26 protein-coding genes are annotated in these 25,975 nt (G+C 59.3%); 17 read left to right on the forward strand and 9 right to left on the reverse strand.

Annotation, left to right across the window (positions count from 1 at the left end; all coding sequences use genetic code 11):
* Positions 1–2: 2 nt before the first annotated feature.
* Both AC1D1Z_RS08210 and AC1D1Z_RS08215 read left to right on the forward strand, forming a co-directional pair.
* Positions 3–1,598, forward strand: a complete 1,596-nt coding sequence (locus AC1D1Z_RS08210; RefSeq protein ID WP_130759256.1) for a response regulator — start codon at positions 3–5, stop codon at positions 1,596–1,598.
* Between the two features lie 21 nt (positions 1,599–1,619).
* A complete protein-coding gene (locus AC1D1Z_RS08215; RefSeq protein ID WP_477850113.1) occupies positions 1,620–3,239 on the forward strand; it encodes a VOC family protein in 1,620 nt (539 codons plus the stop codon).
* Between the two features lie 3 nt (positions 3,240–3,242).
* Here AC1D1Z_RS08215 and AC1D1Z_RS08220 read toward each other — a convergent pair whose 3' ends face one another.
* From AC1D1Z_RS08220 to AC1D1Z_RS08230, 3 genes are all read right to left on the reverse strand, one after another.
* A complete protein-coding gene (locus AC1D1Z_RS08220) occupies positions 3,243–4,136 on the reverse strand; it encodes a DMT family transporter (protein ID WP_018445835.1) in 894 nt (297 codons plus the stop codon).
* Between the two features lie 107 nt (positions 4,137–4,243).
* On the reverse strand, positions 4,244–5,728 hold the full coding sequence (locus AC1D1Z_RS08225) for an FAD/NAD(P)-binding protein (RefSeq protein ID WP_197728757.1): 1,485 nt from the start codon (positions 5,726–5,728) through the stop codon (positions 4,244–4,246).
* Positions 5,729–5,782: 54 nt separating this feature from the next.
* Positions 5,783–6,211 (reverse strand): OsmC family protein, encoded by a 429-nt coding sequence (locus AC1D1Z_RS08230; protein ID WP_018244777.1) that lies wholly within the window; start codon positions 6,209–6,211, stop codon positions 5,783–5,785.
* 144 nt (positions 6,212–6,355) lie between these two features.
* Between AC1D1Z_RS08230 and AC1D1Z_RS08235 the strand changes: the two genes are divergently transcribed.
* Genes AC1D1Z_RS08235 through ku (AC1D1Z_RS08245) form a run of 3 tightly spaced genes read left to right on the forward strand, consistent with a single transcriptional unit; the run spans position 6,356 to position 7,769 of the window.
* Positions 6,356–6,616, forward strand: coding sequence for a hypothetical protein (locus AC1D1Z_RS08235; RefSeq protein WP_018244776.1), 261 nt, complete (start codon positions 6,356–6,358; stop codon positions 6,614–6,616).
* A 46-nt stretch (positions 6,617–6,662) separates the two neighbouring features.
* On the forward strand, positions 6,663–6,896 hold the full coding sequence (locus AC1D1Z_RS08240; protein ID WP_018244775.1) for a DUF2188 domain-containing protein: 234 nt from the start codon (positions 6,663–6,665) through the stop codon (positions 6,894–6,896).
* An 18-nt stretch (positions 6,897–6,914) separates the two neighbouring features.
* Positions 6,915–7,769 (forward strand): non-homologous end joining protein Ku, encoded by an 855-nt coding sequence (ku, locus tag AC1D1Z_RS08245; protein ID WP_130759255.1) that lies wholly within the window; start codon positions 6,915–6,917, stop codon positions 7,767–7,769.
* Between the two features lie 176 nt (positions 7,770–7,945).
* Here ku (AC1D1Z_RS08245) and ku (AC1D1Z_RS08250) read toward each other — a convergent pair whose 3' ends face one another.
* Positions 7,946–8,752 carry a non-homologous end joining protein Ku gene (gene ku / locus AC1D1Z_RS08250; protein WP_130715618.1) on the reverse strand — a complete coding sequence of 269 codons (807 nt, stop codon included), beginning with the start codon at positions 8,750–8,752 and terminating at the stop codon, positions 7,946–7,948.
* Positions 8,753–8,782: 30 nt separating this feature from the next.
* On the opposite strand from ku (AC1D1Z_RS08250), the gene AC1D1Z_RS08255 reads away from it, so the two are divergent.
* A complete protein-coding gene (locus AC1D1Z_RS08255; RefSeq protein WP_155295872.1) occupies positions 8,783–8,929 on the forward strand; it encodes a hypothetical protein in 147 nt (48 codons plus the stop codon).
* Between the two features lie 394 nt (positions 8,930–9,323).
* Complete coding sequence (locus AC1D1Z_RS08260; RefSeq protein WP_477850119.1) at positions 9,324–10,658, forward strand: O-antigen ligase family protein; 1,335 nt, start codon at positions 9,324–9,326, stop codon at positions 10,656–10,658.
* Between the two features lie 45 nt (positions 10,659–10,703).
* Here AC1D1Z_RS08260 and AC1D1Z_RS08265 read toward each other — a convergent pair whose 3' ends face one another.
* Positions 10,704–11,849, reverse strand: a complete 1,146-nt coding sequence (locus AC1D1Z_RS08265) for a right-handed parallel beta-helix repeat-containing protein (RefSeq protein WP_130728870.1) — start codon at positions 11,847–11,849, stop codon at positions 10,704–10,706.
* A gap of 594 nt (positions 11,850–12,443) precedes the next feature.
* Here AC1D1Z_RS08265 and AC1D1Z_RS08270 point away from each other — a divergent pair.
* The gene (locus AC1D1Z_RS08270) at positions 12,444–14,285 is read left to right on the forward strand and encodes an acyltransferase family protein (RefSeq protein ID WP_477850121.1); all 1,842 of its coding nucleotides are present in this window, start codon (positions 12,444–12,446) and stop codon (positions 14,283–14,285) included.
* Positions 14,286–14,447: 162 nt separating this feature from the next.
* Here AC1D1Z_RS08270 and AC1D1Z_RS08275 read toward each other — a convergent pair whose 3' ends face one another.
* Positions 14,448–15,143 carry an alpha/beta hydrolase gene (locus AC1D1Z_RS08275; RefSeq protein WP_130759252.1) on the reverse strand — a complete coding sequence of 232 codons (696 nt, stop codon included), beginning with the start codon at positions 15,141–15,143 and terminating at the stop codon, positions 14,448–14,450.
* A 550-nt stretch (positions 15,144–15,693) separates the two neighbouring features.
* On the opposite strand from AC1D1Z_RS08275, the gene AC1D1Z_RS08280 reads away from it, so the two are divergent.
* From AC1D1Z_RS08280 to AC1D1Z_RS08320, 9 genes are all read left to right on the forward strand, one after another.
* A complete protein-coding gene (locus AC1D1Z_RS08280) occupies positions 15,694–16,176 on the forward strand; it encodes an MSMEG_0572/Sll0783 family nitrogen starvation response protein (protein WP_018244765.1) in 483 nt (160 codons plus the stop codon).
* 75 nt (positions 16,177–16,251) lie between these two features.
* Positions 16,252–17,298, forward strand: a complete 1,047-nt coding sequence (locus AC1D1Z_RS08285; RefSeq protein WP_130759251.1) for a Nit6803 family nitrilase — start codon at positions 16,252–16,254, stop codon at positions 17,296–17,298.
* On the forward strand, positions 17,225–18,343 hold the full coding sequence (locus AC1D1Z_RS08290) for an MSMEG_0568 family radical SAM protein (RefSeq protein WP_130759250.1): 1,119 nt from the start codon (positions 17,225–17,227) through the stop codon (positions 18,341–18,343). Before AC1D1Z_RS08285 ends, AC1D1Z_RS08290 begins: the two co-directional genes overlap by 74 nt.
* Positions 18,340–18,882 carry an MSMEG_0567/Sll0786 family nitrogen starvation N-acetyltransferase gene (locus tag AC1D1Z_RS08295; RefSeq protein WP_130759249.1) on the forward strand — a complete coding sequence of 181 codons (543 nt, stop codon included), beginning with the start codon at positions 18,340–18,342 and terminating at the stop codon, positions 18,880–18,882. The genes AC1D1Z_RS08290 and AC1D1Z_RS08295 overlap by 4 nt, the downstream gene beginning before the upstream one ends.
* Before the next feature lie 2 nt (positions 18,883–18,884).
* The gene (locus tag AC1D1Z_RS08300) at positions 18,885–19,859 is read left to right on the forward strand and encodes a sll0787 family AIR synthase-like protein (RefSeq protein ID WP_130759248.1); all 975 of its coding nucleotides are present in this window, start codon (positions 18,885–18,887) and stop codon (positions 19,857–19,859) included.
* Positions 19,856–21,025, forward strand: a complete 1,170-nt coding sequence (locus tag AC1D1Z_RS08305) for an MSMEG_0565 family glycosyltransferase (RefSeq protein ID WP_130759247.1) — start codon at positions 19,856–19,858, stop codon at positions 21,023–21,025. The genes AC1D1Z_RS08300 and AC1D1Z_RS08305 overlap by 4 nt, the downstream gene beginning before the upstream one ends.
* Positions 21,018–21,305 (forward strand): MSMEG_0570 family nitrogen starvation response protein, encoded by a 288-nt coding sequence (locus AC1D1Z_RS08310; RefSeq protein ID WP_018445851.1) that lies wholly within the window; start codon positions 21,018–21,020, stop codon positions 21,303–21,305. Before AC1D1Z_RS08305 ends, AC1D1Z_RS08310 begins: the two co-directional genes overlap by 8 nt.
* Before the next feature lie 11 nt (positions 21,306–21,316).
* A complete protein-coding gene (locus tag AC1D1Z_RS08315; RefSeq protein ID WP_130759246.1) occupies positions 21,317–22,591 on the forward strand; it encodes an MSMEG_0569 family flavin-dependent oxidoreductase in 1,275 nt (424 codons plus the stop codon).
* A gap of 2 nt (positions 22,592–22,593) precedes the next feature.
* Positions 22,594–23,454, forward strand: a complete 861-nt coding sequence (locus AC1D1Z_RS08320) for a Pnap_2097 family protein (RefSeq protein ID WP_130759245.1) — start codon at positions 22,594–22,596, stop codon at positions 23,452–23,454.
* A gap of 162 nt (positions 23,455–23,616) precedes the next feature.
* On the opposite strand, the gene AC1D1Z_RS08325 is transcribed toward AC1D1Z_RS08320, so the two are convergent.
* The 3 genes from AC1D1Z_RS08325 to AC1D1Z_RS08335 form a co-directional block, all read right to left on the reverse strand.
* Positions 23,617–24,390 carry an SDR family NAD(P)-dependent oxidoreductase gene (locus AC1D1Z_RS08325; protein WP_477850127.1) on the reverse strand — a complete coding sequence of 258 codons (774 nt, stop codon included), beginning with the start codon at positions 24,388–24,390 and terminating at the stop codon, positions 23,617–23,619.
* A gap of 27 nt (positions 24,391–24,417) precedes the next feature.
* Complete coding sequence (locus AC1D1Z_RS08330) at positions 24,418–25,119, reverse strand: class II aldolase/adducin family protein (protein ID WP_130759243.1); 702 nt, start codon at positions 25,117–25,119, stop codon at positions 24,418–24,420.
* Between the two features lie 90 nt (positions 25,120–25,209).
* Complete coding sequence (locus tag AC1D1Z_RS08335) at positions 25,210–25,965, reverse strand: DeoR/GlpR family DNA-binding transcription regulator (protein WP_130759242.1); 756 nt, start codon at positions 25,963–25,965, stop codon at positions 25,210–25,212.
* Positions 25,966–25,975 lie beyond the last annotated feature (10 nt).

Genomic DNA, 25,975 nt, shown 5'->3' on the forward strand with positions numbered 1-25,975 from the left:
GATTGGCGGAACACTGCTCCATTCTCATCATCGACGACAACATCGACGATCGCGAGGTCTATCGCCGCATATTGGGCCGCGTTTCCAGCACCGCCTACACCGTCGTGGAGGCGGAGACGGGCGAAGAGGGCCTTGCACTGAACGGCCGGAAACGGCCGGATTGCATCCTGCTCGACTATTCGCTGCCGGGGCGCGACGGGCTCGGCGTTCTTGCCGATATCCTGGAGGATGACCCCGCCGCCAACGTCATCATGCTGACCGGCCAAGGCAACGAAACGGTCGCCGTCGAGGTGATGAAGAGCGGGGCACGCGACTATCTGACAAAGGATTCGCTTTCGCCTGAAACACTGCATCGCTGCATCCAGAACGCCATCATGCACGGCATGCTGGAAGCAAAGCTGGAGCAGAAGCGACAATCGCTGGAGATCTTCACCCGCGCCATGGCCCATGATCTGAAGGAGCCGCTGCGGACGATCAAATCCTTCAGCCGCATCCTGCACGGTTCTGCCGCGCTTCCGGCCGAAGACCGGGAATTGCTCGATTACGTACTCAGCGCCGCCGACCATATGGAAGACCTGATCGTCAAAGTCTCGGGTTTCACCAAGCTCGAGGCCTACGGCGGGCTGGAGCTCAGGCCGGTCTCGCTATCGGCGGTGCTCGACCAGGTGGAGGACAATCTGCGTCAGCAGACCGAAAGCCGCGGCGCCGTCATCATCCGCGGGGCGCTGCCGGAGGTCATGGGCGATGCGACGCTGCTGACCCAGCTCCTGCAGAACCTGGTGTCGAATGCCATCCGCTATTGCGAGCAGAAGGTTCCGGAGATCAGCATCACAGGCGAAGCGCAGGGCGATATCTGCCGCCTCACCGTGGGTGACAACGGGCCTGGCATCGATCCTGAGCATCGCGAACTGATTTTCCAGCCGTTCAAGCGCCTCGTCGGTCGTGGCATCGAAGGCACCGGGCTCGGCCTTGCCATATGCCGCCGCATCGCGCAGATGCATGGCGGCTCGATCTGGTGCGAGGCAGAAAATGGGCCGGGCGCCACCTTCATTCTCGAAGTGCCGCTCGCCGAGGTGAGGTCCACGCCGCCTGCCGCATCGGTCATCCCGCACAGCGCCAAGCCGGCGGAGCAGCCAGGCGAAGGTTCGGGCAGGCTGGCCGAGGTGCTGCTGGTGGAAGACAGCCCGGCCGACATCCAGATTCTGAAGATCAAGCTGATGCGGCGGGAGAAGGTGAATTTCAACCTGCATGTCGCCACCAACGGACGCGAGGCAATGCGGCTGCTCGAAGAACGCGCAGGCATCGCCGATGTGCCGCAGATCGACCTGATGCTGCTCGACATCAACATGCCGATCATGGACGGCTTCGAGGTGCTGCATGCGCTTTCAGCCGACGTCCGCCTCAAGCAAATTCCCGTCTGCATCCTCAGCACGTCAAGCGACGAGAGCGACATGCGACGGGCCAGAAATCTCGGCGCGCGCGCCTATATGGTCAAGCCGCCGACCCTGCAGCAACTGGAAGAGGCGCTCGAAGATGTTGAACATTTGGAGTTGTTGCAGCGCGGCGATTCGCTTGCGCTTTGTGCGGAACAAAACTAAGCGATCGTCATTGGCAACGGTATGACCTTCGCAGCTCTCATACTCGCGCTCCTGACGACGCCGCTTCAATCAGGACTGCTCTCGATGGTATCAGGCATACATCACGTCACGGCCGTCACCCGAAAGGTGCAGGCGAACGTGGACTTCTACGCGGGATTTCTCGGCATGCGGCTCGTCAAGCAGACAGCCGGTTACGAGGACGCGACGCAACTTCATCTCTTCTATGGCGATGCGGCAGGGACGCCGGGGTCGCTGCTGACCTTCCTCGCCTGGGAAGATGGCGCGCCCGGCCGGGCCGGCTATGGCCAGATCAGCGAAATATCGCTGTCGATCGACCCTGCCAGCATCGGCTACTGGCTGACGCGCGCCATGAGTTTCGGCCTGCGCTCGGAGGGCCCGGCCGACGAATTCGGTGAGCCCGTCCTGCGGCTGAAGGACCCAGATAACATCATCCTCAAGCTCGCAGGCGCAAAGAACTTGGTATCGCCGGCCGCCTGGGACGGCGCCTCGATCCCGGCCGAGCATGCCATCCAGCGAGTGCGCGGAGCCACCATGCTGACGGAGAAGCCCGCCGAAAGCCGCAGCTTCCTCGAGAGCCATTTCGGTTACCGTTTGCAGGCCAGCCGCGGCACGATCGATAGGTTGGTGTCGCAGTCCGGCGACATTATCGACGTGCGCGATGCGCGTGGCTTCTGGTCCGGTGCGCCGGGCACCGGCACGGTCGATCACGTTGCCTTCCGCGCTGCCGACGAGGAGACGCTGCTTTCGGTGCGCAAGGCGCTCGAAGCGACCGACGCATCGCCGACCAACATGCACGACCGCAAATATTTCCGCTCGCTCTATGCGCGCGAGCCCGGCGGCACGCTGGTGGAGCTTGCGACCGACAAGCCGGGCATGACCGTGGACGAAGAGCACGCCGCCCTCGGGGGCAAGCTCTTCGCGCCACCCGAAGCCATCACCAATCTCCATGACCTGAAGGTGATGCTGCCGCAATTTTCAATGCCCGGTCAGCCGCGCATCAATTATCGCGAGCTGCCATTCGTCCATCGCTTCTATACGCCCCCGGACCCCGATGGCAGCGTCTTCGTGCTGCTGCACGGCTCCGGCGGCAACGAGACGACGCTGATGCCGCTGCTGAACAAGGCGGCGCCGCGGGCGACGCTGCTCGGCGTGCGCGGCCGGGCGACGGAGGAAGGGTTTCCGCGCTGGTACAAGCGCATTACTCCCTTCTCCTTCGACCAGAACGACATCAAGACCGAGGCGGAGGCCTTCGCGGCCTTCATCGAGGGCGCCGTCAAATCCTACGGGCTCGATCCTCAGAAGGTCGTCTATGTCGGCTACTCCAATGGCRCCAACCTTTTGAACTCGCTGCTCTACCTGCACCCGAACCTGGTTCACAAGGCGGTGCTGCTGCGCTCCATGCCTGTGCTCAGCGACTATCCGCATGCCGATCTGAAAGGCACGGACCTGCTCGTCATCAGCGGCAAGACGGATGCCTACGGCAAATATGCGAGCGAGTTGGAAGAGAGGCTGAAGAGTTCAGGCGCCACCGTCGATTCCGACGTCATCCCCGGCGGCCACGATCTCGGCGATGCCGACATTCCGATCATCCAGAAATGGCTGCTGCAGGAAAATCGCTGACGATCAGCCGCGGCGGGCAACCATGATGCCGGCAAGCACGACGCCGCCGCCGAGCGCCTGCATCGTCCCGATCGCCTCGTTGAGCAACGCCCAGGCGAGAATGGCCGCAACAACCGGCTGCAACAGCAGCGTCAGCGAGGAAAAGGCCGCCGGCAGATAGGCCAGCGCATAGGTGATCGCCACCTGCCCGCCGGCATGGCTGATAAAGGCCAGGCCGAAAACGATCGACCAGCCGTAGACGGTTGCGGGYAGCATATGGCCCTCGTAGATCAGGCCGATCGGAAAGATGCAGACCGCAGCGCAGGCTGTGCTCCACAACATGATGCGGATCGTATCGAACCGGCTGCGCAGCCTGCCGATCGCCAGGATGTAGCAGGCATAGAAGAAGGCGGCGATCATCGCGATGCCATCGCCGCTGAAATCGCCGTTGCCAATGGCTGCGGGCCCGCCCTTCAAAATGACGAGGCCGGAGAGAGCCACGGCAAGTCCRAGCATGAAGATGCGGCTGATCCTCGCGCTGAAGAAGAGGAAGGCGATCAGCGTGACGAAAACCGGTGCGAGGTTGGCCAGCAGCGTCGCATTGGCGACCGACGTCATGGTGAGCGAAAGGTGCCAGGCGCCGAGGTCGAGCGCCAGCATGAGGCCTGGCAGAATCAGCATGCCATAGTCGGAAAGGCTCTGCGGCTTTGGCCCCGCATCCTTCTTCAGCAGCGAGACGATGAGGATCGGGATCAGCGCCAGCGCCACGCGCCAGAAGGCCGTCGCCATCGGTCCGACCTCGGACAGTCTGACGAAGATCGGCGAGCCGCCGATCGCCGCCCCGCCGAGAAGCAGCGCCGCGAGGGCGAAACGATTGGAAGGCGAGGCTTCGGAAAGGGTGGAGGCAGCCTGCGACATGGTCTCGATATTTCTGGTCGCCCGAATGCCGGGCGGGAATTGGTGGCCGAGTGACTATCAGAAGTCGCTCACCGGGGACAGTCGAAGAGCGACATATTGGTGGAAAATCAGGCAGGATGCTTATTCGTCGCGCTGGTCCGCAGCTTTTCGGCGATCTCGCCGGCGATGAAGAACGCATGCTCGGTCACCTGCGGTAGGCCCATCAGCTCGCCGAACGTGCCGCGTGCCAACGGGCCGGAGATCAGCAGCGAAGGATCTGCATGTCCGGACGGGCCGATCGCTTGCGAATGCTGGTTACAGGCAAGGCCAAGGCCGGTCGGATCGAGCGATAGGTGGCCGCTTGCCGCAAGTGCCGCGAGCCAGGGCTGGGTTTCGAGAATGCCACCATGCGCCGGGCCGGTGGTGACGACGACGGCGTCATAGCGCCGCTCCAGCGGCTGGCGCTGATGACGCGGCTGCAGGGTGCAAAGGATCAGTTCGCCCTCGATGCGCGCATCGGCAACCGAGCCGGCCAGGATATCCAGGCGGCCCGAGGCAATCGCTGCGTCGAGCACGGCCTCGACCTGCGGGGCGATGCGAAAGCGATGCACATCCCAATAGGGACGCAGATGGCGGACGAGACGGCGTCGTTCGGCAACCGGCAGCGCCTGCCAGAGATCGTATCCCTGCGCCCGCACCTGATCGATCACGCCATGCCAGCTTATGCCCTCTGCCTTCGCCGCTTTTATGGCAGTGCGGATCGCTGCCAACAACGATATGGCCGAATGGGCGGCATTGGAGACGAAATCGCCGAAGAGCTCCTGCGGTACCGGCGCATGGCCGCGAGACCGCAGACCGCGGCGCGAGATCGCGGTCACCGGGCCGTCATGCCCGCGCTGCGCCAGCGAGGCAATGACATCGGCAGCCGTCAGGCCATTGCCGATGACCAGCACCCGGTCATGCGGGCGGACCACGTCGAGCGCGCCCGGCTTGGTGGTATCGGCGACGAAACGGGGATGGGCGGCAAGCCGGGTCGCAAGCCGGCCGGGGGCTGCCGGCGGCGGATGGCTGGTGGCGATCGCGACGATATCGGCCTCCGTCACGCCGCCTCTGTCGTCGCGGATCGACCAACGGCCGGCACGGGCTTCGACAGCCGTCACCGCAGCGCGGCAATGACGCACGCTACCGTATTCCAGCAGCGGCTTCAGCAGCGAGGCGACATATTCGCCGAAGAGCCGGCGCTGGGGGAAGAGCGAGCCATCGGGCTGCCTGGCCTCAGGGTCGCCGGCGACGGCGTCGCGGGCTTCGATCCAGGCCAGGAATTCGCCCAGGTCATCGGGCTGCAGGCTCATCTTGGCGGCGGGAACATTGATGCGGTGGGCCGGATCGGCCGTGTCGTAGGCAAGGCCGCGGCCGAGTTCGGCGCGCGGCTCGAAGACCATGATGGCAGGGCGCTCGCCGCAGTCGGCTCTCGCGAGATGATAGGCGACGCCGGCGCCGGAGACACCGCCGCCAATGATGGCGACGACGGGCTGTTCAGACGTCGGGAGAGGCTTGGGCTGCATGGTGGCCGGGATCATTGCTTTCGATGCCCGAGCATAGAAGCCGGGCATTGGTCACGCAATCCTCCGCTCTCTATTGTCTATAATTATTATGCAGATTTAACCTTATCCCGATATCGTCGTCGAGAACTCGGGATTGCCTCGGATGGTGTTGCTCACCGTGCAGATCTCGTCTTCGGCGGCATGGGCGATTTTCTGTCGGGTTTCCTCGTCGATATCGCCCTTGATCGAAAAGGCGATGTTGAACTTGGCGACGCGCGAAAGGCCTTCCGCCGCCTTCTCGCCGGTGACCTCGGCAGTGATCTCGCTGATCTTGTCGAGAATGCCCATCTGGCTGGCGGCGATGCGGGCGCTGAGCACCAGGCAGGCCGAGAGCGAGGAATAGAGCAGATCGAGCGGATTGAAACCCGGCTGCGACGGCGCGGTGACGATATCGATCTCGCCCTTGGTGGCGGAGGTGACGTGCGGGAAACCGGTACGGCCGAGAACGGCGGTGGCGCCGGTCGGGCGGGGACGAGCCTTGAGATCGGCCATGTTGAAATCCTCTTGCGAATATCTTGCAGATGGTGATTTCCGCCCGAGGCGGCAATGGCAAACGCCGCCCCTGGGTTTCGGAACCTTTCCATCCGTCATCAGTTGAATACACCTGAACGAAATCAGTGACAAAGGTGGATTGCGATGCCTGACGTCCGCAGCATGGATAACCAAGGCCGGCGGATGGATGCTCGCGATCGGCTGATCGTTGCGCTCTATGCGCAGCTGAAGGCCGAGCGGGAAACCCGCGAAACGCTGGAATGGGCGATCCGAAATGGCGCCGTCTCACAGGCGGTGCTGGAAGCCATCGCTGCCGATCCGGTTCCCGTCGTCACCAGCGAGGACATCGCATCGTTGGAGAAGATCATTGCGCTCGATGAACGGCGCAAATCAAAGCGGAACTAGCCGACGACATCATGCACCCTATTTAGTTGAGAAGAGGAGATCCGAAATGGCCGATATCACCTATCAGGTCGTGCCGCATGACAATGGCTGGGCCTATAAGCTCGGCGACACACTTTCGGAAACCTATGCGACAGCTGACGAAGCGATTGTCCATGCCAAGGACGCCGCATCGCGCCAGAAGATCGGCAATGGCGATGCGCTGCTCGCCTATCCCGCACCCGACGGCCGCGGCTGGGCATTTCAGGAACTCGAAACCGACAAGAGCGGCAGCCGGCTCTGATTTGCGACGGAGGATGGAATGGCCGCTCGGGCAAGCTGGAAGGGTCATCTGAAGGTAGGCGACCTTGCCTGCGCCGTCGGGCTCTACACCGCTGTTTCCTCCTCTGACCGCGTCTCCTTCAACATTATCAACCGCAGGACCGGCCACCGGGTGGAACGGCAATTCGTCGACAGCGAGACCGGTAAACCGGTCGAGCGGGGCGACCAGGTCAAGGGCTACCAGATGGAGAATGGCGACTACATCGTCATCGAGGGCGACGAGATCGCCGAAATCATGCCGGAAAGCGACAAGATCCTCAATATCAAGGCTTTCATCGCCTTCGACGATATCGACAAGCTCTATTTCGACCGCCCTTACTATCTCGCGCCCGTCGACGAACATGACGAGGAGGCGCTGTCGCTGATCGCCAGGGGCATGCGTGACGGCAAGGTCGCGGCTTTGGCCGAAGCCGTGCTTTTCCGGCGAATCCGGACGCTGCTGATCCGTCCGCATGACGACTACATCGTCGCGACGATGCTGAATTTCGACCACGAGGTGCGTTCTGCCGATACGGTCTTCAAGGATATCCCCGACATCAAGTTCGACAAGGAAATGATCGAGCTTGCGGGCCATATCATCGGCACCAAACAAGGCAGCTTCGAACCGAGCACGTACGAGGATCGCTACGAGGCTGCCCTCGTCGAACTGGTGAAGGCTAAGATCGAAGGCCGGGCGCCACCGAAGAAGAAACAGGCCCCGGAACGCAAGGTCGTCGACCTGATGGAGGCACTGCGCCAGAGTGCCAAGATGAGCGGCAAGGCGCCAGCAAAGAAGGCCCTGGCGAAGAAGAAGGCGCCGGCGCGCAGCGACAGCCGCAGCAAGAAGGCAAGCTGAGATGGCCTCGCCCCCTGGCGGGCGATGGGCAATCTCAAGCGCACCCGACCTCGCGCGAATACAACGGTTTGTCGCGCCGGCGAAGCCGCGGGACCTGAAGCGCGTCAAAGTGATTCCCGCGATGCTTTAAGTCTTTGATTTATGTATATCGTTTCCCAAAATCGCTGGCCACTTTTTCATTGGCGCGGCTTCTGGCCGCCTTCCGCTGCCAGGCTCTTCTTCAGCGCATCCATGATATTGATGACGTTGCCGGTCGATTTCACCGGTGCGGGTTTTGCCACGGGCGCTGCCTTCTTCAGGCTCTTCTGCTTGCCGCGGATCATCGACTTCAGGCGTTTCTGGATCGGGTCCTGCACCATGGTCGGGCTCCAATCCTTCGTCTCTTCCTTCACCAGTTGCGTCATCAGCGTCAGCAGCTTGCTGTCGATCTCGGCCTTATCGTCGAGTTCGGCTATGGGATCACGCACCTCGTCGCCGTAGCGCAGGGTCCAGAGAACGATGCCTTTGCCTTGCGGCTCCAGCAGCACGGCACGCTCACGACGATAAAGGACAAGGCGGGCGATGCCGACGACCTCATTCGCCTTCATCGCCTCGCGGATGACGCAGAAGGCTTCGACCCCGACCTTGTCCTCGGGCGCCAGAAAATGCGGTTTATCGTACCAGATCCAATCGATCGAGCCGCGCGGCACGAAACTGTCGATCTCGATGGTGCGGGTGCTTTCGAGCCCGATTTCCTCGATCTCCTCGTCTTCGAGGAGAACATAGTCGTCCTCGCCGCGCGGATAGCCCTTCACCTGGTCCCTCTCGGCCACCGGTTTGTGGGTGACGCTGTCGACATAGCGGCTTTCGACGCGGTTCTTCGTCTGGCGATTGAGGACGTGGAAACGGACCTTGTTGCTTTCGGTCGTCGCCGGCGTCAGCGAGACGGCGGCGGTGACGAGCGAGAGCTTGAGATAGCCTTTCCAGAATGTCTGACGTGCCATGTCTGTCCTGCCTCCCGGACACGGTTGGGCATGGCTATCAACGGCGGGTTCGGTCTTTGGTTCCGCGAGCTGAACGAGGTTTCGATTGGCGACAACAGCAAACCTCCCGGCGTGCGCGTCAGGGGTGCGATCGTACCCGCCGGGGAAGTTGGACAAGATCATACCCACATTGAATGATAGTGGCGTTACGCAGTTGCGAGCGTGTGACAGCGGATGGCTAGGACCAGTTGGCGCGACATATTGGAAGGTTTAGCAAACTGGATTCGACGAATAATATGGCTTAGAGTGGCGCCCACATGGCGGCTTAAGCAGAAATTGAAGCAATAACTTATTGATCTGGTTCATGAATTGCACGCCAACCACACACACTTGCAAACGAGCTACGTGCCGGCTGTTTTGGATTGGGAGTGGCGAACCAATCGAACCGTATCGATTTGTGATGGATTGTAGACAGAAACCAGTGTCAATGATTTCAATGTCGCACACAGAGTCGAACAGAGGTAAATTGTGATTTTGGCTCAGTCCTATTTCGAATAGGAACATCCCCGAACATGAGATAGAAGAGCTCTTAATGGCGATACAAGACGCGTCTATAGCACGAGACTATTATCAAGGCAGCCACCGTCGGCGCACGGCGTCCAGATGGCGCGTCAGGCGAGACGTGCTGGCGAAGCTGGTTCTTACTGTCGCATTTTATGCGGCGCTTTGGCGGGCGACCGGCATGTGGTACGGCCTGCCTGCAAATTTCGATGATGGCGCGTCGGTAGACCCGCTTCCGATGAAGTTAATGCTTTACAGCCTTATCCCATTGTCCGGTCTGTATTTTCTGTTGGAACAACGGCAATTCATAAGAACCTTTTCAAGGATTTCACCGCTCATCGGGGTCGTTGCCATTTCCTGTCTGACATCAATCGTCTTCTCGATTGACAAAGGTGCATCTTTAAAGGGATTGGCCGCCGTCATCGTTCTTGCGGTCCCGCCGCTTCTTTATCGCGCGCGCTATGGCAACGTGGAAGCATTTCGCATCCTGGGGCGTTTTGCGATCGCGGCGGCATTTATCAATGTTCTCTATACTGCCGCTTTCCCGCAATTTGCAATCATGCGCGGCAGCTATGCCGGTATGGTAAAGGGAGCGTTTTACCACAAGAATACATTGGGACAATTTTGCTCAGTCAGCTTTGTTTGCCTGTTGTCGACGCAGAAGCTAGGTCGACTTCGTTACAGCACGCTTGTTCGATGGGCTGCGATGCTTTGCCTCCTCGCTTTGATTGTAGCGACAAAGTCCTCGACAGCGGTTGTATTGACGATGTTCGGCAGTGTCATGCTGTATGCTATCCGGATTATCCACGTCTACCCAAATCGCCTTTTTCGCTCATTTGTCGTCGGTCTGCTGTTTCTTCTTGTGGGTTTTGCCGCCAGTTTCATTTATTTAGGTGTGGCCTCTGCCGTTGCTGAAGCTTTCGGCAAAGACCTTACTTTCTCGGGGCGCACCAACATCTGGGAACAGCTGTTTCCGCTGATATGGGATAGGCCCATAACCGGTTACGGCTTTGCGATGTTCCGCCAGCCTGATGTCATGGAGGAATATGTCAAGGTGACGTTCGACGCGCGGTCGACGCACAACACCTATCTCGAACTTGCCCTCAATATCGGCATTCCCGGTATCGGTGCATGGGTCGTGTTCTTGGTGACTCGCCTTTTCCGGAAGATGACAATCGTCGAATCCGATCAAGAGCAATCGGGCGCCAGACGGAAGGAGATCGTGATTATCATCCTGATCATGCTTGGATCCATGACAGAGGCGGGGATGATGCTCGCACCCTTTATTCTCTGGCCACACACGGTGATTGCACTCTCCGAGCTGCGTCCGAGGTTGTTGGCAAACCGGAGACCGCGTGAGGCTTGAGACGCGGAGGCTTCACTGAGGCTCCGCCTGGCCTCAGTGTGGCGATTAAATAGAGAGATAGCGCTTCTGCCAAGGCAGCATGTTTTCTTGCCATGCACGCGGCGTGAAATCGTCATAGGCCGTCTCGGCAATCGCCAACATCCAATTCTGCCCCTTGCGGGCCAGCAAGACGCATGACAATTCCATGCTAGGCTCGATCGCAATGGAGGGCCGGTTGGCGCCTGATATATCGATCCCTTTGTTCCGCCACTGGATGCGGATTTCGTCGGGCTCGGATGTCCATTCGCCGGAGGAAACGGAAGCCTTTCCGTCCGGCTTGACGCGAAGCGGCGGCGGCGTGACGTTCAGAAAGCTGCCGTCGTTGAGATAGTTGCCTTCGATTTCCCCCGCAGTCGCTTTGCCGTTTCCTTTCAGAAAGATGTCCTGCTTGCACCGCAAGAATATGTTGCGTCGAAAGCTTCCAGACCACGGCCGATTGGCAAAAAACCCAATCTCACATTCGCTGATCACGTTATCGTGGATATCCATGTCTTTGCGAAATGCCAGGCTCTGGTCCGAGTAACCGCTCAAACTCACGCCACGATTGCTGTTCTCGATCCTGTTGTCATAAACATGGTGGCCAGCATGGTCGACTTGATCGCCAACCCCATACCCGAAGGAATAATCATTCATCTTCCCGTCGCGCATGACGTTACTGCGCACGACGGCATCGTCGCCGATCGATGAAAAGGAGAAATTTTTCCCCCCGATGAAATTGTATTCAACAAGGTATTGTCGCGTTCTACCGCAAACCAGCGCCCCCTTGTTGGATGTGCTGGTCGGCGACTGAAGAAAAAGGTTGCCCCGAACCACCACATTGGAGCTCACATTGCGATCGTCGTTTTCGTAGGCGAATTGGCAACAATCCGCCCCCTGGCCGGGCGCCGGGCCGACGCGGTTGTTCTCCAGCAACACGTCCGACGTCATGGTTAGGTAAATGCCGTCGCCGTTCACATTCTCGGTCTCACAGCGCCGTATGACGAGATTCCTGCCATTGTGAAATTTGAAGCCGCGGGGAGAATTCTTGACGATCACGTCTTCGACCACCGTATCGGAAAACACCTGATAGGCGACGCCGATGTCCGGAGCGCCGTCGATGACCTGTCCCCGCGTGGATGCACCGTGAATTTTCTTTCGCAAGATGGCGGGCATCGGATCTCCATTCGATACGGTTACAGCTTCTAATAATGAGGGGTCGTGTGGCGGATGTTTGAATATCTGGAAATTATCCTAACCTGAACGACCCCTGAGAAATCCATGTAAATAGACCCATGACGTCCCGGCCACATCGATTGAAACTGTGTCCGTCCAGCTGCGTGCTGCCCTGGGATCGCCTTCCGGCACTCTGTTGGTCACACGTTCGCCCAATTTGGCCTGCAAGCCGTCCTGGCAATGCCGCGCTGCGTTTCGGCAGTCAATGTTAAATCACCCGTCAGCCTTATGGCCTGAGTTGTGGAACCGTTGAAAGGCAGCTGTAAAATGTGCCCTTTAGTCGAATCACCGTCGAAATGAGAAGCGGATGGACATCGCTCTGCTTCTCGCCAGCTTCATCGGACGAATGGTAAAATAAGCAATACTCCGAAAACACCCGATGACCCTTGCGGCCCCTCCGCCGACTCTCGAGGTCGTTCTCGCTGTGGACAGAAGCCCGTCTAAGGCGAGTAGTTTTCATTTCACCCTGATGCTGATTGCATATTGACCGGTCTCACGGTACGAAATCCTGGGAGGCCAAATATCGAGGCCCAAATGATTACGCATCGTCAAGATATCGACGGCCTGCGTGCCGTAGCCGTAATTTTTGTGATTCTTTATCACTGTGGATTTGACCGCATTCTCCCCGGTGGATTTATCGGGGTGGACATTTTTTTCGTGATCTCGGGATACCTGATTACGAAAATCATTCTTGCTGACGTCGGGGATGGCCGATTCTCGATTGGCAACTTTTATAGTCGCCGCGCAAAACGAATTCTTCCCGCTGTCGTGGTCATGTATGCCGTTGTGATGGCGGCTTCTTATTTTACGATGCTGCCTGACGAAAGCTTGCGGGTCTTTAAGTCTGTCACTTCCTCCGCGCTTTTTGCCTCAAATGCTTATTTCTATTTTACAACTGGATATTTCGATGATTCCTCGGAATTCAATCCAGTCCTGCACACATGGTCGTTGTCGGTCGAAGAGCAGTTCTACGTCTTTTTTCCACTGATCGTCATGTTGGCAAGCCGATATGGGCGCAGGGCAACCGGGATGGCCATAGCGGGGCTTTTTGCGGTCAGCATCATTGCTTCCATTATCACTGTTCCAATCAACCGCTCCGCAGCCTTTTATCTTGTACAGTATCGCGCGTGGGAACTGCTCGTAGGCGCTCTCATCGCAGGACCGGCACTGACGAAATTCTCTGATGCGCGGATCAACGATGTGCTTTCGGCAATCGGTGCTTTGCTCATCTGCCTCAGCGCGTTGCTGCTGTCGAAGACGTCCGAGTTTCCCGGATTGACGGCGTTGCCCGCGACCGCAGGCACGGCGCTGATCATCTGGACGGGCCCAAGCACCCTTGTCAGCAAGCTTCTCTCATTGAGGGTCGCCACTGCTATAGGCTTGATCTCGTACTCCCTCTATCTGTGGCATTGGGCGATTTGGGTGTTTTCGAACCAGTACGGAGCTTGGGAGCATGGCTGGCAATTGGTGCCGATCGCTTTGAGTTTCGTCGTCGCATATGTTTCGTGGCGATTTGTCGAAACGCCGTTCCGAACAATGAGATACCGACCTCTCGTGTCCGTAGCCGCCGGAGCTGCTTCAATCGCATCCGTAGCAATGCTGGCATTTGTCGGGCAACTCGCTGCCGATCAAATGAAAGAGGACAACACGGCTGTTGAACGGGTGGCGGAATTTGCTGACTACGACCCTTCGAAAGCCTTTCGCAGTGGACAATGCTTCCTCACGTCAAACGACGGCATCGAAAAATATGATCGTGATGCCTGCCTGGCTCTATCAAACAATCAGCAAAACATGGCGCTTGTCGGTGATAGTCACGCCGCTCATCTATATCCCGGGCTAAGGGCGCTTTCGGGGGCCAATGTCATTCAAGCGAACGCATCAGGATGTCGTCCCACCCTCGACGCCGAAGGCGAGGAACGCTGCATCGAACTCATGAACTACATGTTCAAGGAATTCTTGCCGAGCCATAAAGTCGATGTTCTCGTATTGGCTGGACGCTGGACAAAAGATGACGTGAAACTCATCAGAAAGACGGTGGATTACCTGTCACCATTTGCCAAAAAGATCGTCGTCTTCGGACCAGTGGCAGAGTATAAATCTTCCCTGCCGCGGTTGCTCGCACACAGTCTCTACGACAAGCAACCATTTAAGGCCGCCGATCATCTGGTGCCTCGACAACACATCGGTCTGGACATTCAAGACGCGTTGGCCGGAAGCGGGGCAACATACATCTCTACCTATAAGACGATGTGCAACCCAGATTGTGTGGTGTGGACAAAAAGCGGAGACCCAGTCCAATTCGACTATGGGCACTTCACCGCCGACGGCTCCCGCGTTCTGATTTCAAGAGTTAAGCAAGCCCTCGTCGTTCAGTGATAAGAGCGTGCCCATCATCGCGCGTTTAGTTGAACTGATCCCTTCGATACCGGCGCAGCAGGGATTAAGCCGGAGCATGGAAGGCGGAAGCGATCAAGCAGATGATCGGGCGGCTCGCGCGGAGGCGCTTATTCTCACGCCCCCGCCACAAGCGCCTTGTTCTTACTTTGAGACTGCCATGGCCGCCTCATCGATAAAAGCCGCGACCTCCAGAGGCTTTGATTGCGGCAAAGCATGACTTGCTTCCAAGGTCATGACTTTCCGAGCACCGAGACGAGCCGACATTGCCCTCTGGTTTTCAGGAGCAATCATTCTGTCGTCACTTGCTATTTGATACCAGGATGGCTTCTTCCTCCAGGCGGGCGCGGTGACGACGTCGCCAAAGGTACCGGCAAGCGGCGCTTTTTGGGTGGCCGCCAGAACGACACCTTCTTCGGGAGGCAGATCCTGGCAGAAGCTTTCGTGAAATTTATCGGCCTTGAGCCAGAGGTAGCTGTCGCTGTCCGGCTCGATATTGGCCATTGCCGCGGGCGGATGCCGTTGGGTGATAGCAGCTGGACTTTCACCTGCATCGGGGGCGAATGCGGCGATATAGACAAGCCCCGCGACATTCGGTTGATCTCCCGCTTCGGTGATGACCGCACCGCCGTAGGAATGACCGACAAGCACGACCGGCCCTTTCTGCTGGGCCACCATCTTGCGTGTCCGTTCAGCGTCCTCGGCGAGCGAAGTCAACGGCAGTTCGACGGCGTGAACGGACTGATAGCCCCTATGCGCCAGCTCGAGTATCACCTTTCCCCAATGGGCGGCCCCACCCCAAAAGCCGTGCACCAGAATGATCGTGGGTTTATGACTCATAGTTTCTCCTGTTTTCTGAAAAGAGCGATACGACTGTGATCGGCGAGAACGGAATCAAGGCATCCTCTTTCGCCGTCGGCGGAATTGGCGGCTTGTTCCGTTGGTACACCAACGGTCTCACGCACACATCCAACCGCTTTAATTGATTGCATTCAATATAGCTAGGTTTTTTCGATTGATGCGATAATGCCTGTTGACGCGTAGCCCTTCTTCGGACCGAGACGCATCCATTGCATTGCGACGTCGCCGGAAAGGCGGCCTCAACTCGGACAACAGCTTCGATCCTGGCCCGGGCTGCACAAATGTCATGGCTCCCTCCAATGATTGACGCCCAATTGAATGCATCTGATTTGAGCTTTCGTGCATTCGATTTTTGCACGCCGTCGCTCAGAAAATTAGCTCTAAAATTTTTGTTTTCGTTATTGATAGTATAATTGAATGCATTATCGACAGATTTGACTGCTATTTGTGCATAATCAATCTGGCATGGCGCTTGCAATTGGATGGATGCTCCCCGGATGGGGATCGGATTTCAATCAAGGAGCCATCCATGCCCGCAGTGACCAAGCCAGCCAATCAAAAAGGCGACTTTCTTGTCGATTACGAGGACAAGGTTTTTGAGGACGTACAGGCCGGCGAAGGCGAAAAGGCCCTCGTCACCTTCCATACAGTGGCCTTCGAAGGATCGATCGGATTCGTCAACCTGCTGCAGGCGACGCGCCTGAAGCGGAAGGGGTTCGAGACCTCGGTCCTTCTCTACGGCCCGGGCGTCACGCTCGGCGTCCAGCGCGGTTTTCCGACGCTCGGGGCGGAGGCCTTTCCCGGCCATCTGAATTTCAATAACCAGATCGTCAAGTTCATGGAAGAAGGCGGCAAAGTCTATGCGTGCCGTTTTGCCCTTCAGGCGCTTTACGGCCATGGCGAAGGCGCGCTGATCCCCGGCATCACGCCGATCAGTCCGCTCGACGTTCTCGACCTGATCCTGATCCATCGCCGCGACGGCGCCTTCATCCTTGATACCTGGACGCTCTGAGCATCAGGCGCCCCAAAAAATAAAGGGCGGAGCCTTGGCGCTCCGCCTCCCCACCCGTCAATCGAGGATTTCGTCATGGAGAAAAAACCGAGCGTCCGGGTTGCCGCCGCGCAGATCGCGCCGGATCTGACCTCGCGCGAGAAAACACTGGCCCGGGTGCTGGATGCAATTCGTGAGGCCGCCGCCAAAGGCGCCGAGCTGATCGTCTTTCCCGAAACCTTCGTCCCCTGGTACCCCTATTTTTCTTTCGTGTTGCCGCCGGTTCTTTCCGGCAAGGAGCATGTGCGACTTTATGAGGAAGCCGTCACGGTGCCGAGTGCTGCCACCGATGCCGTCTCGGCAGCCGCCCGCCAGCATGGCATCGTCGTGGCGCTTGGCGTCAACGAGCGTGACCACGGATCGCTCTATAATGCCCAGCTGCTGTTTGATGCCGATGGCACGCTCATCCTCAAGCGTCGCAAGATCACCCCAACCTTTCATGAGCGAATGATCTGGGGCCAGGGCGACGCCTCCGGCCTGAAGGTGGTCGACAGCGCCGTCGGACGCCTTGGGGCGCTGGCCTGCTGGGAGCATTACAATCCACTGGCCCGCTACGCTCTGATGGCCCAGCACGAGGATATCCATATCGCCCAGTTTCCGGGCTCGATGGTCGGACCGATTTTTGCCGACCAGATGGAAGTCACCATCCGCCACCACGCGCTGGAAAGCGGTTGTTTCGTGGTCAATGCCACAGGCTGGCTGACCGACGAGCAGATCGCCTCCATCACGTCCGACGCCGGCCTGCAGAAGGCGCTGCGCGGCGGCTGCATGACCGCAATCATCTCGCCCGAAGGCAAACATGTCGTGCCGCCGCTCACAGAAGGCGAAGGCATCCTGATCGCCGATCTCGACATGAGCCTGATCGTCAAACGCAAGCGGATGATGGATTCGGTCGGCCATTATGCCCGACCCGAGCTGCTGCATCTTGTCATGGATGGCCGCGCCACGGCGCCGATGGTCACCACCACCCAGCCATCCCTCCCCACAGCCGAAGCAAGGACCCTTTCCGATGGAGAATACGACACGTCTGCCGACCGAGATTCTGATCAACGAATTGCAGTCCTACGGAGCCCGGCTCGTTGACCCCAAGGCCGGGCATGAAAGCCGCCGCGGTGGTGCCGGACCTTCCGACCACAAGGCGCTGACCATTGACGGCATGACGGTGATGGTGCCGGTTCACACCGCACCCGCATTCGAGAGCCCCTATCTGGTGGAAAAGCCGGATGACATGGGTCGCAGCCGTATCAGCCGGGACGGCACGGTGCTGGGCGAGGTTTCCTTTCCCCTGCGCCCGCGCTTCTACGAGCGCTCGACCGCCGACGGCATTCCCTATTCGCAGATCGCCGTTCTGCACGGCAAGGACGTGCTCGCTACCACCGTGCTGCAGACCTGCATCCGCTATCAGAGCCGCACCAAGACCTGTCAGTTCTGCGCCATCGGCCAATCGCTGGCCGCCGGCCGCACTATCGCCCACAAGACGCCAGAGCAGCTCGCGGAAGTCGCCAGGGCCGCCGTCGAACTGGACGGCGTCAAACATATGGTGATGACCACCGGCACGCCGAAGGGCGACGACCGCGGTGCTGCGATCCTCGCCGACAGCGCCCGCGCCATCAAGGCGGCCGTCAATATTCCCATCCAGGCGCAATGCGAGCCGCCGGAAGACGATATATGGTTCACCCGCATGAAGGAGGCCAGCGTCGATGCACTGGGCATGCATCTGGAAGCCGTAACGCCGGAGGTGCGTGCCCGCATCATGCCGGGCAAGGCGCAGGTCTCGATCGCCAAATACATGGCCTCGTTCAAAGCCGCAGTGGAGGTCTTCGGGCGCGGCCAGGTCTCGACCTACATTCTGGCGGGTCTCGGCGACAGCCGTGAAGCCATTCTGGACATCTGCGAAAAGCTGGTTGCGCTCGGTGTCTATCCCTTCGTCGTGCCCTTCGTACCAATCTCCGGCACGCCGCTCGAAAGCCACCCGGCGCCGCGGCCCGACTTCATGGACTCGATCCTCGGACCCTTGTCCAGGATGCTGGTCGTCAGCGGCTTGAAGGCCGTCGACATCAAGGCCGGCTGCGGCAAATGCGGCGCCTGCTCCGCCCTTTCCACCTATGAAAGGATGCTCACCAAATGATGCTCGAAGCCTTTGCTCCCTATCGCTCGAGCGAATTCCAGGTGAAGTTCGCAACCTCCGCCTGGGAGCGCCGCGAAGCGCATACGCTACGCCGCGCCGTCTTCTGCCAGGAACAGCGGATCTTCGAAGGCGATGACCGCGACGCGATCGACGACGACGCCATCCCGATCGTGGCTCTCTCCATGCTCGGCATTGCCGCCGACCAGTTGGTCGGAACGGTGCGCATCCATCAGGCCGAACCCGGCCTCTGGTGGGGCTCGCGACTGGCGGTCCATCCGGATTTTCGCAAGATCGGCGCCCTGGGGGCGACCCTGATCAAGCTCGCCGTATCCTCCGCCAATGCGATCGGATGCCACACATTTCTCGCCAATGTGCAGGTTCAGAACGGTCTGCTGTTCCGCAGGCTGCACTGGGATGTGATCGAGGAGTTCGAGGTCTACGGCAAGCCGCATCTCAGGATGAAGGCCGACCTTGCCTATTATCCGCCCTGCGTCACACCCGAGGCAGGCTTCACCGCCCTTTCCAGAAAGGCGGCGTGAGAATGGTCGCGATCGACATCAAGACCCTGGCGGCAAAACTCTCGACCAGCAGCGGCATCGCCGCCAAGCAGGATATCGGCACGATTGCGGCAAGGCTCGGCCTGCAGGGGCAGCAGATTGCCGTCGGCGACGATTGCGCCGCGCTGCGTGATGGCGACGGTTATCTGCTTTTTGCCATCGAAGGGTTCATGAACGAGTTCGTCGCCGCCGACCCCTGGTTCGCTGGCTGGTGCGGCGTCATGGTCAATATCTCCGACGTCGTTGCCATGGGCGGCCGGCCAATCGCCGTGGTTGATGCCGTCTGGGCCAATGGCGAGGCTGGCGCGACACCCGTTCTCGAAGGCATGCGGGCGGCATCCAGCGCCTTTGGCGTGCCGATCGTCGGCGGGCACACCAATATCCGCACCGAACGCGGCCAATTGTCGGTCGCCATTCTCGGTCGTGCCAAGAAGCTGCTGACGAGCTTCGATGCACAGCCGGGCGATGTGCTGGTTGCAGCGATCGACCATCGCGGCCGTTACCGCGAACCCTTCAACAACTGGGAAGCCGCCACCGACGCCGCGCCGGCGCGCCTGCGCGGCGACCTCGAGCTGCTACCCGAGATCGCCGAGGCCGGGCTGGCGCTGTCTGCGAAGGATATCAGCCAGGGCGGCATCGTCGGCACGGCCATCATGCTCGCAGAATGTTCGCATGTCGGCATCGATATCGACGTCACCGCCATTCCCCTGCCCGCCGGTGTGAGCCTCGGCCGCTGGCTCGTCACCTTTCCGAGCTTCGGCTATCTGCTCTCGGTCGCGCCGGAACATGCGGTCGATGTCGTCACCCGCTTCACCGCGCGCGGCATCAGCGCCGCGGTCATCGGCGCAGTCGTGGCTGGTGCCGAGGTCGCACTGGTCGATGGCGATAGCCGTGCAGTGGTGCGCAATCATGCCGAAACACCCCTTCTGCAGCTCGGTCGGCAGGATGTCGCCGCATGAGCCTCCCGTCGCACCGAACCTTGCGCATTGCCATGCTGACCCATTCCACCAATCCGCGTGGCGGCGTGGTTCATGCCATGCAGCTTTCGGAAGCGCTGACCTCGCTTGGCCATGAGGTGGTCCTGCATGCGCCTGATGCCAAGGGGGCGGGCTTCTTTCGTCAGCCCTCCTGCGGCACGGCCTGCATTGCCGTGCCGCCGGCACCCGCGGACATGACGGAAATGGTCGAGCAGCGGATTGCCGACTATGTCGGTTATTTCCGAAGAACCGCAACCAATGGCTTCGACCTGTTCCACGCCCATGACGGCATTTCCGGCAATGCGCTGGCAACCCTCAAGCTGGAGGGCCTGATCCCGAATTTTGCCCGCACGGTCCACCACATCGACCAGTTCGCCGATCCGCGTCTGATGGCTCTGCAAGATCGCGCGATCGACGCGGCCGATATCGTCTTCGCCGTCAGCCGCCTCTGGCGGGACAAGCTGAGAGAGGATCGCGGCATTGATGCGGTGGTAGTCGGCAATGGCGTCGACACCAACCGCTTCTCGCCGGCCTGGAGCGGGGAGCAGGTCGCTCTGCGCGACAGGCTGCAGCTGGGAAGCGGGCCGATCTTCCTTAGTGTCGGCGGCATCGAGGCGCGAAAGAACACCCTTGGTATTCTCGAAGCCTTTCGTCAGGTCCGCGCCATCCGGCCGGATGCCCAGCTCGTCATTGCCGGGGGCGCCTCGCTCCTGGACCATGGCGACTATCAGGAAGAGTTCCGTTCTTGCCTCGCCTGCCTCGGTCGGGACGCCGCGGCGGTGCATATCACCGGTCCGATAGCAGATACCGACATGCCCAGCCTCTACCGGCTGGCGGATGCGCTGGTATTTCCCTCGTTCAAGGAAGGTTTCGGCCTCGTCGTTCTCGAAGCCATGGCCAGTGGCATTCCGGTCGTGACGTCCTCGATTGCGCCCTTCACCGAATATCTGGGTCCCGGCGATGCGATCTGGTGCGATCCGCACCATCCCGTCTCCATTGCCGAGGGCATGGCGCTGGCGCTGGTCGCACCGATCCGCGAGCAGATCATTCCCCGTGGTCTCGAGGTTGCCGCCCGCCATGGCTGGCACCAAACCGCAATAGCCCATCTTGCCCGCTATCACAGTCTGTTGGAGCCCAACCATGCCTGAAATGCGGTTCGTCATTGCCTGGCCGGATGGCCGCAAGGAGACCTGTTACTCGCCCTCCCTGGTGATCAAGGACTATTTCGCCGAGGGCCGAAGCTATCCGCTGTCCGACTTTCTCGATCGCAGCCGCACGGCGCTGACCATCGCCAGCGACAGGGTCAAGGCGAAATACGGCTATCCCTGTTCCCTAGCGCTCGGCCAGCTGTCGCGCATCGAACAGGCCGCCACTCCCTATCTCACCGACGCAGGGGCCGAAGTCCGCTGCGAAAGCTTCATCCTTTGAAAGGACCCACCATGACCACACCATTCCTCAAGAGCCATTACAGTGCAGTCGTCATCGGCGGTGGCCAGGCCGGGCTCTCGGCCTCTCATTATCTGAAGGGGCACGGCATCGATCACGTGGTCTTCGAGAAGAAGACCGTTGCGCATAAGTGGAAGAACGAACGCTGGGACGCCTTCTGCCTGGTGACGCCGAACTGGCAATGCCAGCTTCCCGACCATCCCTATGACGGCACGGATCCGCACGGTTTTATGGTCAAGGACGAGATTCTCGCCTATGTCGATCGCTTCGTGAAAAAGCTCGATGCGCCGGTCTTCGAGCAAACCGGCGTGACGTCGCTCGAAAAGCACGGCGACCTCTTCCGGCTCGCGACTTCGGCGGGCGCGGTGACCGCCGACGCCGTGGTGATCGCCACCAGCCTCTATGCAGCTCCGGCCATTCCGCGTGCTGCCGAGCGCCTGCCCGAGGACATCATGCAGATCCACACCGCCGCCTACCGCAGCGCCGATCACCTGCCGGACGGCGGCGTCATCGTGGTCGGCTCCGGCCAGTCCGGCTGCCAGATTGCAGAGGATCTGCATCTGGCCGGCCGCAAGGTGCATCTCGTCACCGGCAACGCGCCACGCTGCGCCCGGTTCTATCGCGGTCGCGATGTAGTCGACTGGCTTTCCGATATCGGCCAGTACGACATCACGGTCGAACATGATGGCATGACGAAGAAGAAGCACGACACCAACCATTACCTGACAGGACGCGACGGCGGACGCGATATCGATCTGCGCAAGTTCGCGCTGGAGGGCATGGCGCTTTATGGCCGCATGTCCGGCGTCGCCGCCGGCCGGATGCTGTTCGAGCCGAACCTGAAGGCCAATCTCGACGGCGCCGACCGTGTCTACAACGGCATCAATGCCCTGATTGACCGGCACATCGCCGAAAAGGGCATCGATGCTCCGGCCGGGTCCCCCTATATCCCCGTCTGGGAGCCTGAGGCGGAGATCGCCGAACTCGACCTGAAGGCGGAGGGGATCACCTCGGTCATTTGGGCCACGGGATTCAGTCCGGATTGGTCCTTCGTCGGACTGCCGATCTTCGATGGCAATGCCTATCCCGTTCATCGCCGCGGCGTCACCGTCGTCGATGGCGTTTACGTGCTCGGACTTCCCTGGCTCTGGACCTGGGGCTCGGGCCGGTTCCTCAGCGTCGGCAGAGATGCCGAACATGTGGTCGGGCATCTGGCAGCTCGACGTTCGGCGCAGACATCGTCTCTCAAGCAATCGGTCAGCGCCTAATCATGAGCGCGGCCCTTCTCGATTTTCCGCCCGCAGGACCTTCGGCACGCGACCTGATGGAACGTGCCCTTGATCCGCATATGCTGCTCGGCATGCCCCATTTGAATGGAAACGGGCTATCGGAGACCTGGCTGATGAAGGAACTCGGCCATCGTCACTGGCTGATGCTTGCCTGTCATCTCGGGTTCGACAATGCGGATTTCAGAACGGCCGATGGAGAGGAGGCCTATGCCGCGATCTGTGCAACGTCACTGACGGATGCATGTTTCGACGTCGTACAGGCAAACGACATTTTGACCATCCATTCGAGACTGTCCGTAGTCTCGCGAACCCGGACGTCGACCCGACACGAATTGTCTGTCCACGGACGAAGCGTCGGCGCGGTCGAACTCATCTCAACCTTCGTTCACAGAACGATCAAAGACAACAATCACTCGATAGCCCGTGTGACGTTGCCTGAGCCGCAGGGACAGCGGTTCCAGCCCAGCCTTCTCGCCCAGAATGCTGCAGACATCCGGAATGGGCGGTTAGCAACGCATTTCGGGTTTCCGGTCCCCGCCAACAAAGCGCTCCGAACCTTTCGGTTTGATCCCAGCACCTCCCAGGAGTTCAACGGCGCAGGCCTGTTTTACTTTGCCGAGTATCAGGCTCTCGCCGATCGCGCCTTGGAAAACTGGTTTCCCTGCAAGGGGCCGGTCGTCCGTAAGGCCGTCTTCTTCCTGGGAAATATCGAACGAAATGAAAGCGTTTTCTTCGACCTTGTTGATTTTTCCGACGAGCAAAGAACTGTCCATGGGCAGTTGCGACGTGAGAACGGGAAAGTGATCGCCAAAATATTCGGTACGTGGACATGTCTTCGCTGAGGCTACCTGCAGATTTCAGCCACCTCGGTTCGGTTTGCAAGTCGGAACCGACTGAAAGCCGGCAGCCCAAGCTTGGCCATCACTCTCATGGATGCGAACCTCAAACTAGACATGATCTCACCGGTCGTTTGATCCGCCGGCCAAAATACATTCGGAATGGATTTACCAGCAGGTAAAACCAGCATCGGCAACGACTGTCGTACCAGTCATGAGGCTTGACGCATCCGATGCAAGAAAATGGACGACGGAAGCGATCTCGTCAGGTTTGCCGAGACGGTGCATCGGCGTATCTCGCAGCCAGACATCGATCATTCCCTCATTGTCGTGACGATAGGTGGTCATCGCAGTCTCGATGTAGGTGGGCGCAACGGCGTTGACACGGACGCCACGGTCGGCCCATTCGGCCGCAAGCGACGATGTCATCTGGTGCACGGCAGCCTTGGCGGCGTTATAGTAGGTTTGCTTCTGTGGGCAGTTCGATATCAGACCCGACATCGACCCAATGTTGACGATCGAGCCCGAATTGGCATTGAGCATATGCCGGGCGAAGGCGCGGTTGCACCAAAAGACGCCATTGTAGTTGACGTCATTGACGTGGAGCCAATGCTCGTCGGTCACGTCTTCTGCGGCGACGCCGGAACGAGCGATCCCTGCATTCGCAACCAGGATGTCCACCTTGCCATAGGTCGAGACCACCCAGTCGGCCAGCCCATCGACGTCCGCCGATTTCGTAACATCGACCTGGTAGGTGGCGACATCGTATCCCTTTGCCTTCATTGCCGCCGCGCCCTCATCGGCGATTGCCTTATCAATATCGGCAATGACAACTTTTGCTCCGTGTTCGGCAAGCGCCTCGACACAGCTTAGCCCTATGCCGCGTCCGCCACCCGTAACGACGGCGACCTTGCCATCCAGGCGAAACTTTTCTGCGTACATTGTGTCCTCCACATAGACTTCAGAAGATCAATGATCATCTTGACGAACTTGCTCTGCGAGATTCAAAAACGGATGGCGGCCTGGCTGGTTGAAGTGCTTGCGGCGAACATCGAGCAACCTCTCGATCTGATCTGCATTGAACTCCTTGGCGCCGCCGTAGGAGGCCGCGAGGTAGACGACCTTGGCGTAATAATCGAGTGCTTCCATCTTGAAATAGGCGCTGTTCAAATCATGCCCATAAGTCAGGGCACCGTGGTTTTCGAGCAAAAGCGCATCGTGTCTTTGCAGGTAGGGTATGATGGCGTCCGAAAGTTCCGGCGTGGACGGAAGGCCGTACGGGGTTAACGGGACTTCGCCCAAAAACATTGTCGACTCAGGCATGATCTGTTGGGTCAGCGGCTTGCCACAAATGGCATGCACGGTGGCGTAAAGCGGATGCGCATGCACGACGGAACGCACATCGTCGCGATGATCGTAGACACACAAATGCATGCCCATTTCGGTGGACGGACGATATCGCCCATCACCGATGGGCTTTCCGCTGCGCTCGATATGGCAGATCATTTCCGGCTTCATGAAGCCCTTGGAGACACCGGTCGGCGTGCAAAGAAGCGTACCGTCATCCAGTAGAACGGAAATATTGCCGTCGTTGGCCGCGCCCATCTCACGCGCGTAGGCGCGTCGGCCCACCTCGCAGATAAATTCACGCAGTTCGAGATTATTTTCCATGATCCTCACCTTCAATACCGGAGAGGACCATAACCGCGACAGCGACATAGTCAACAAAAACAGAAATTTTAATGTCTGAAAATGTTGTTTTTAATAGAGAATTGGGATGTCCAGCTTCTGAAAATGTTTGATCCATTCCTGGGAAGGCTGACGATCGGTGATAACAGCGTTGATTTGATCTACAGGGCAGACGCTGGTGAGCGCCGAACCATCAAACTTGTCCCCGTCGACGAGGAGACACACCTTTCGGGCGGCGGCAATGAACGCACGCTTGACCTCAGCATCCGGAAGGCTTGCATCCATAACGCCTCCCGATATCGAGATGGCCTTGCAGCTGATGAGCGCGATATCGGCATTGAATTTGGCGATTGCCTGCGTCGCCAATGTTCCTACGAAGGTCATCGACTGCTTACGCAGCTCGCCGCCGACAGACACGATGGTGTGCTGCGTTGCTCCGGGGTTGGCGGTAATGCGTACGGAATTGGTAATCAATGTTAGGTCGTGATGATCTTTAAGCGCGCTGAGCACCTCAAAAGCTGTCGATGAAGAGTCAATCATAACGGCATACGCATCGTGCACCAATGCAGCCGCGAGAGCGGCAATCTTTCGCTTCGCCTCGATATTGGTGACCTGACGCATCCGGTAGGGAAGATCTTCCGCTTCGGCTTCCCTTGCTACCGCCCCGCCGTGTGTACGGCTCAGAAGCCCGCTTCCATCCAAGGTCTGCAGGTCGCGGCGGATCGTCTCTTCGGTGACGCCAAAAGACTTGCTGAGATCAGTGACCTGCACCGTCTTGTGACGATAGACCAGGTCAAGAATTTTCTGTCTTCGTTCGACTGCGAGCATTTTTTAGGGG

The organism is Rhizobium sp. P1_E1 (assembly GCF_056406015.1).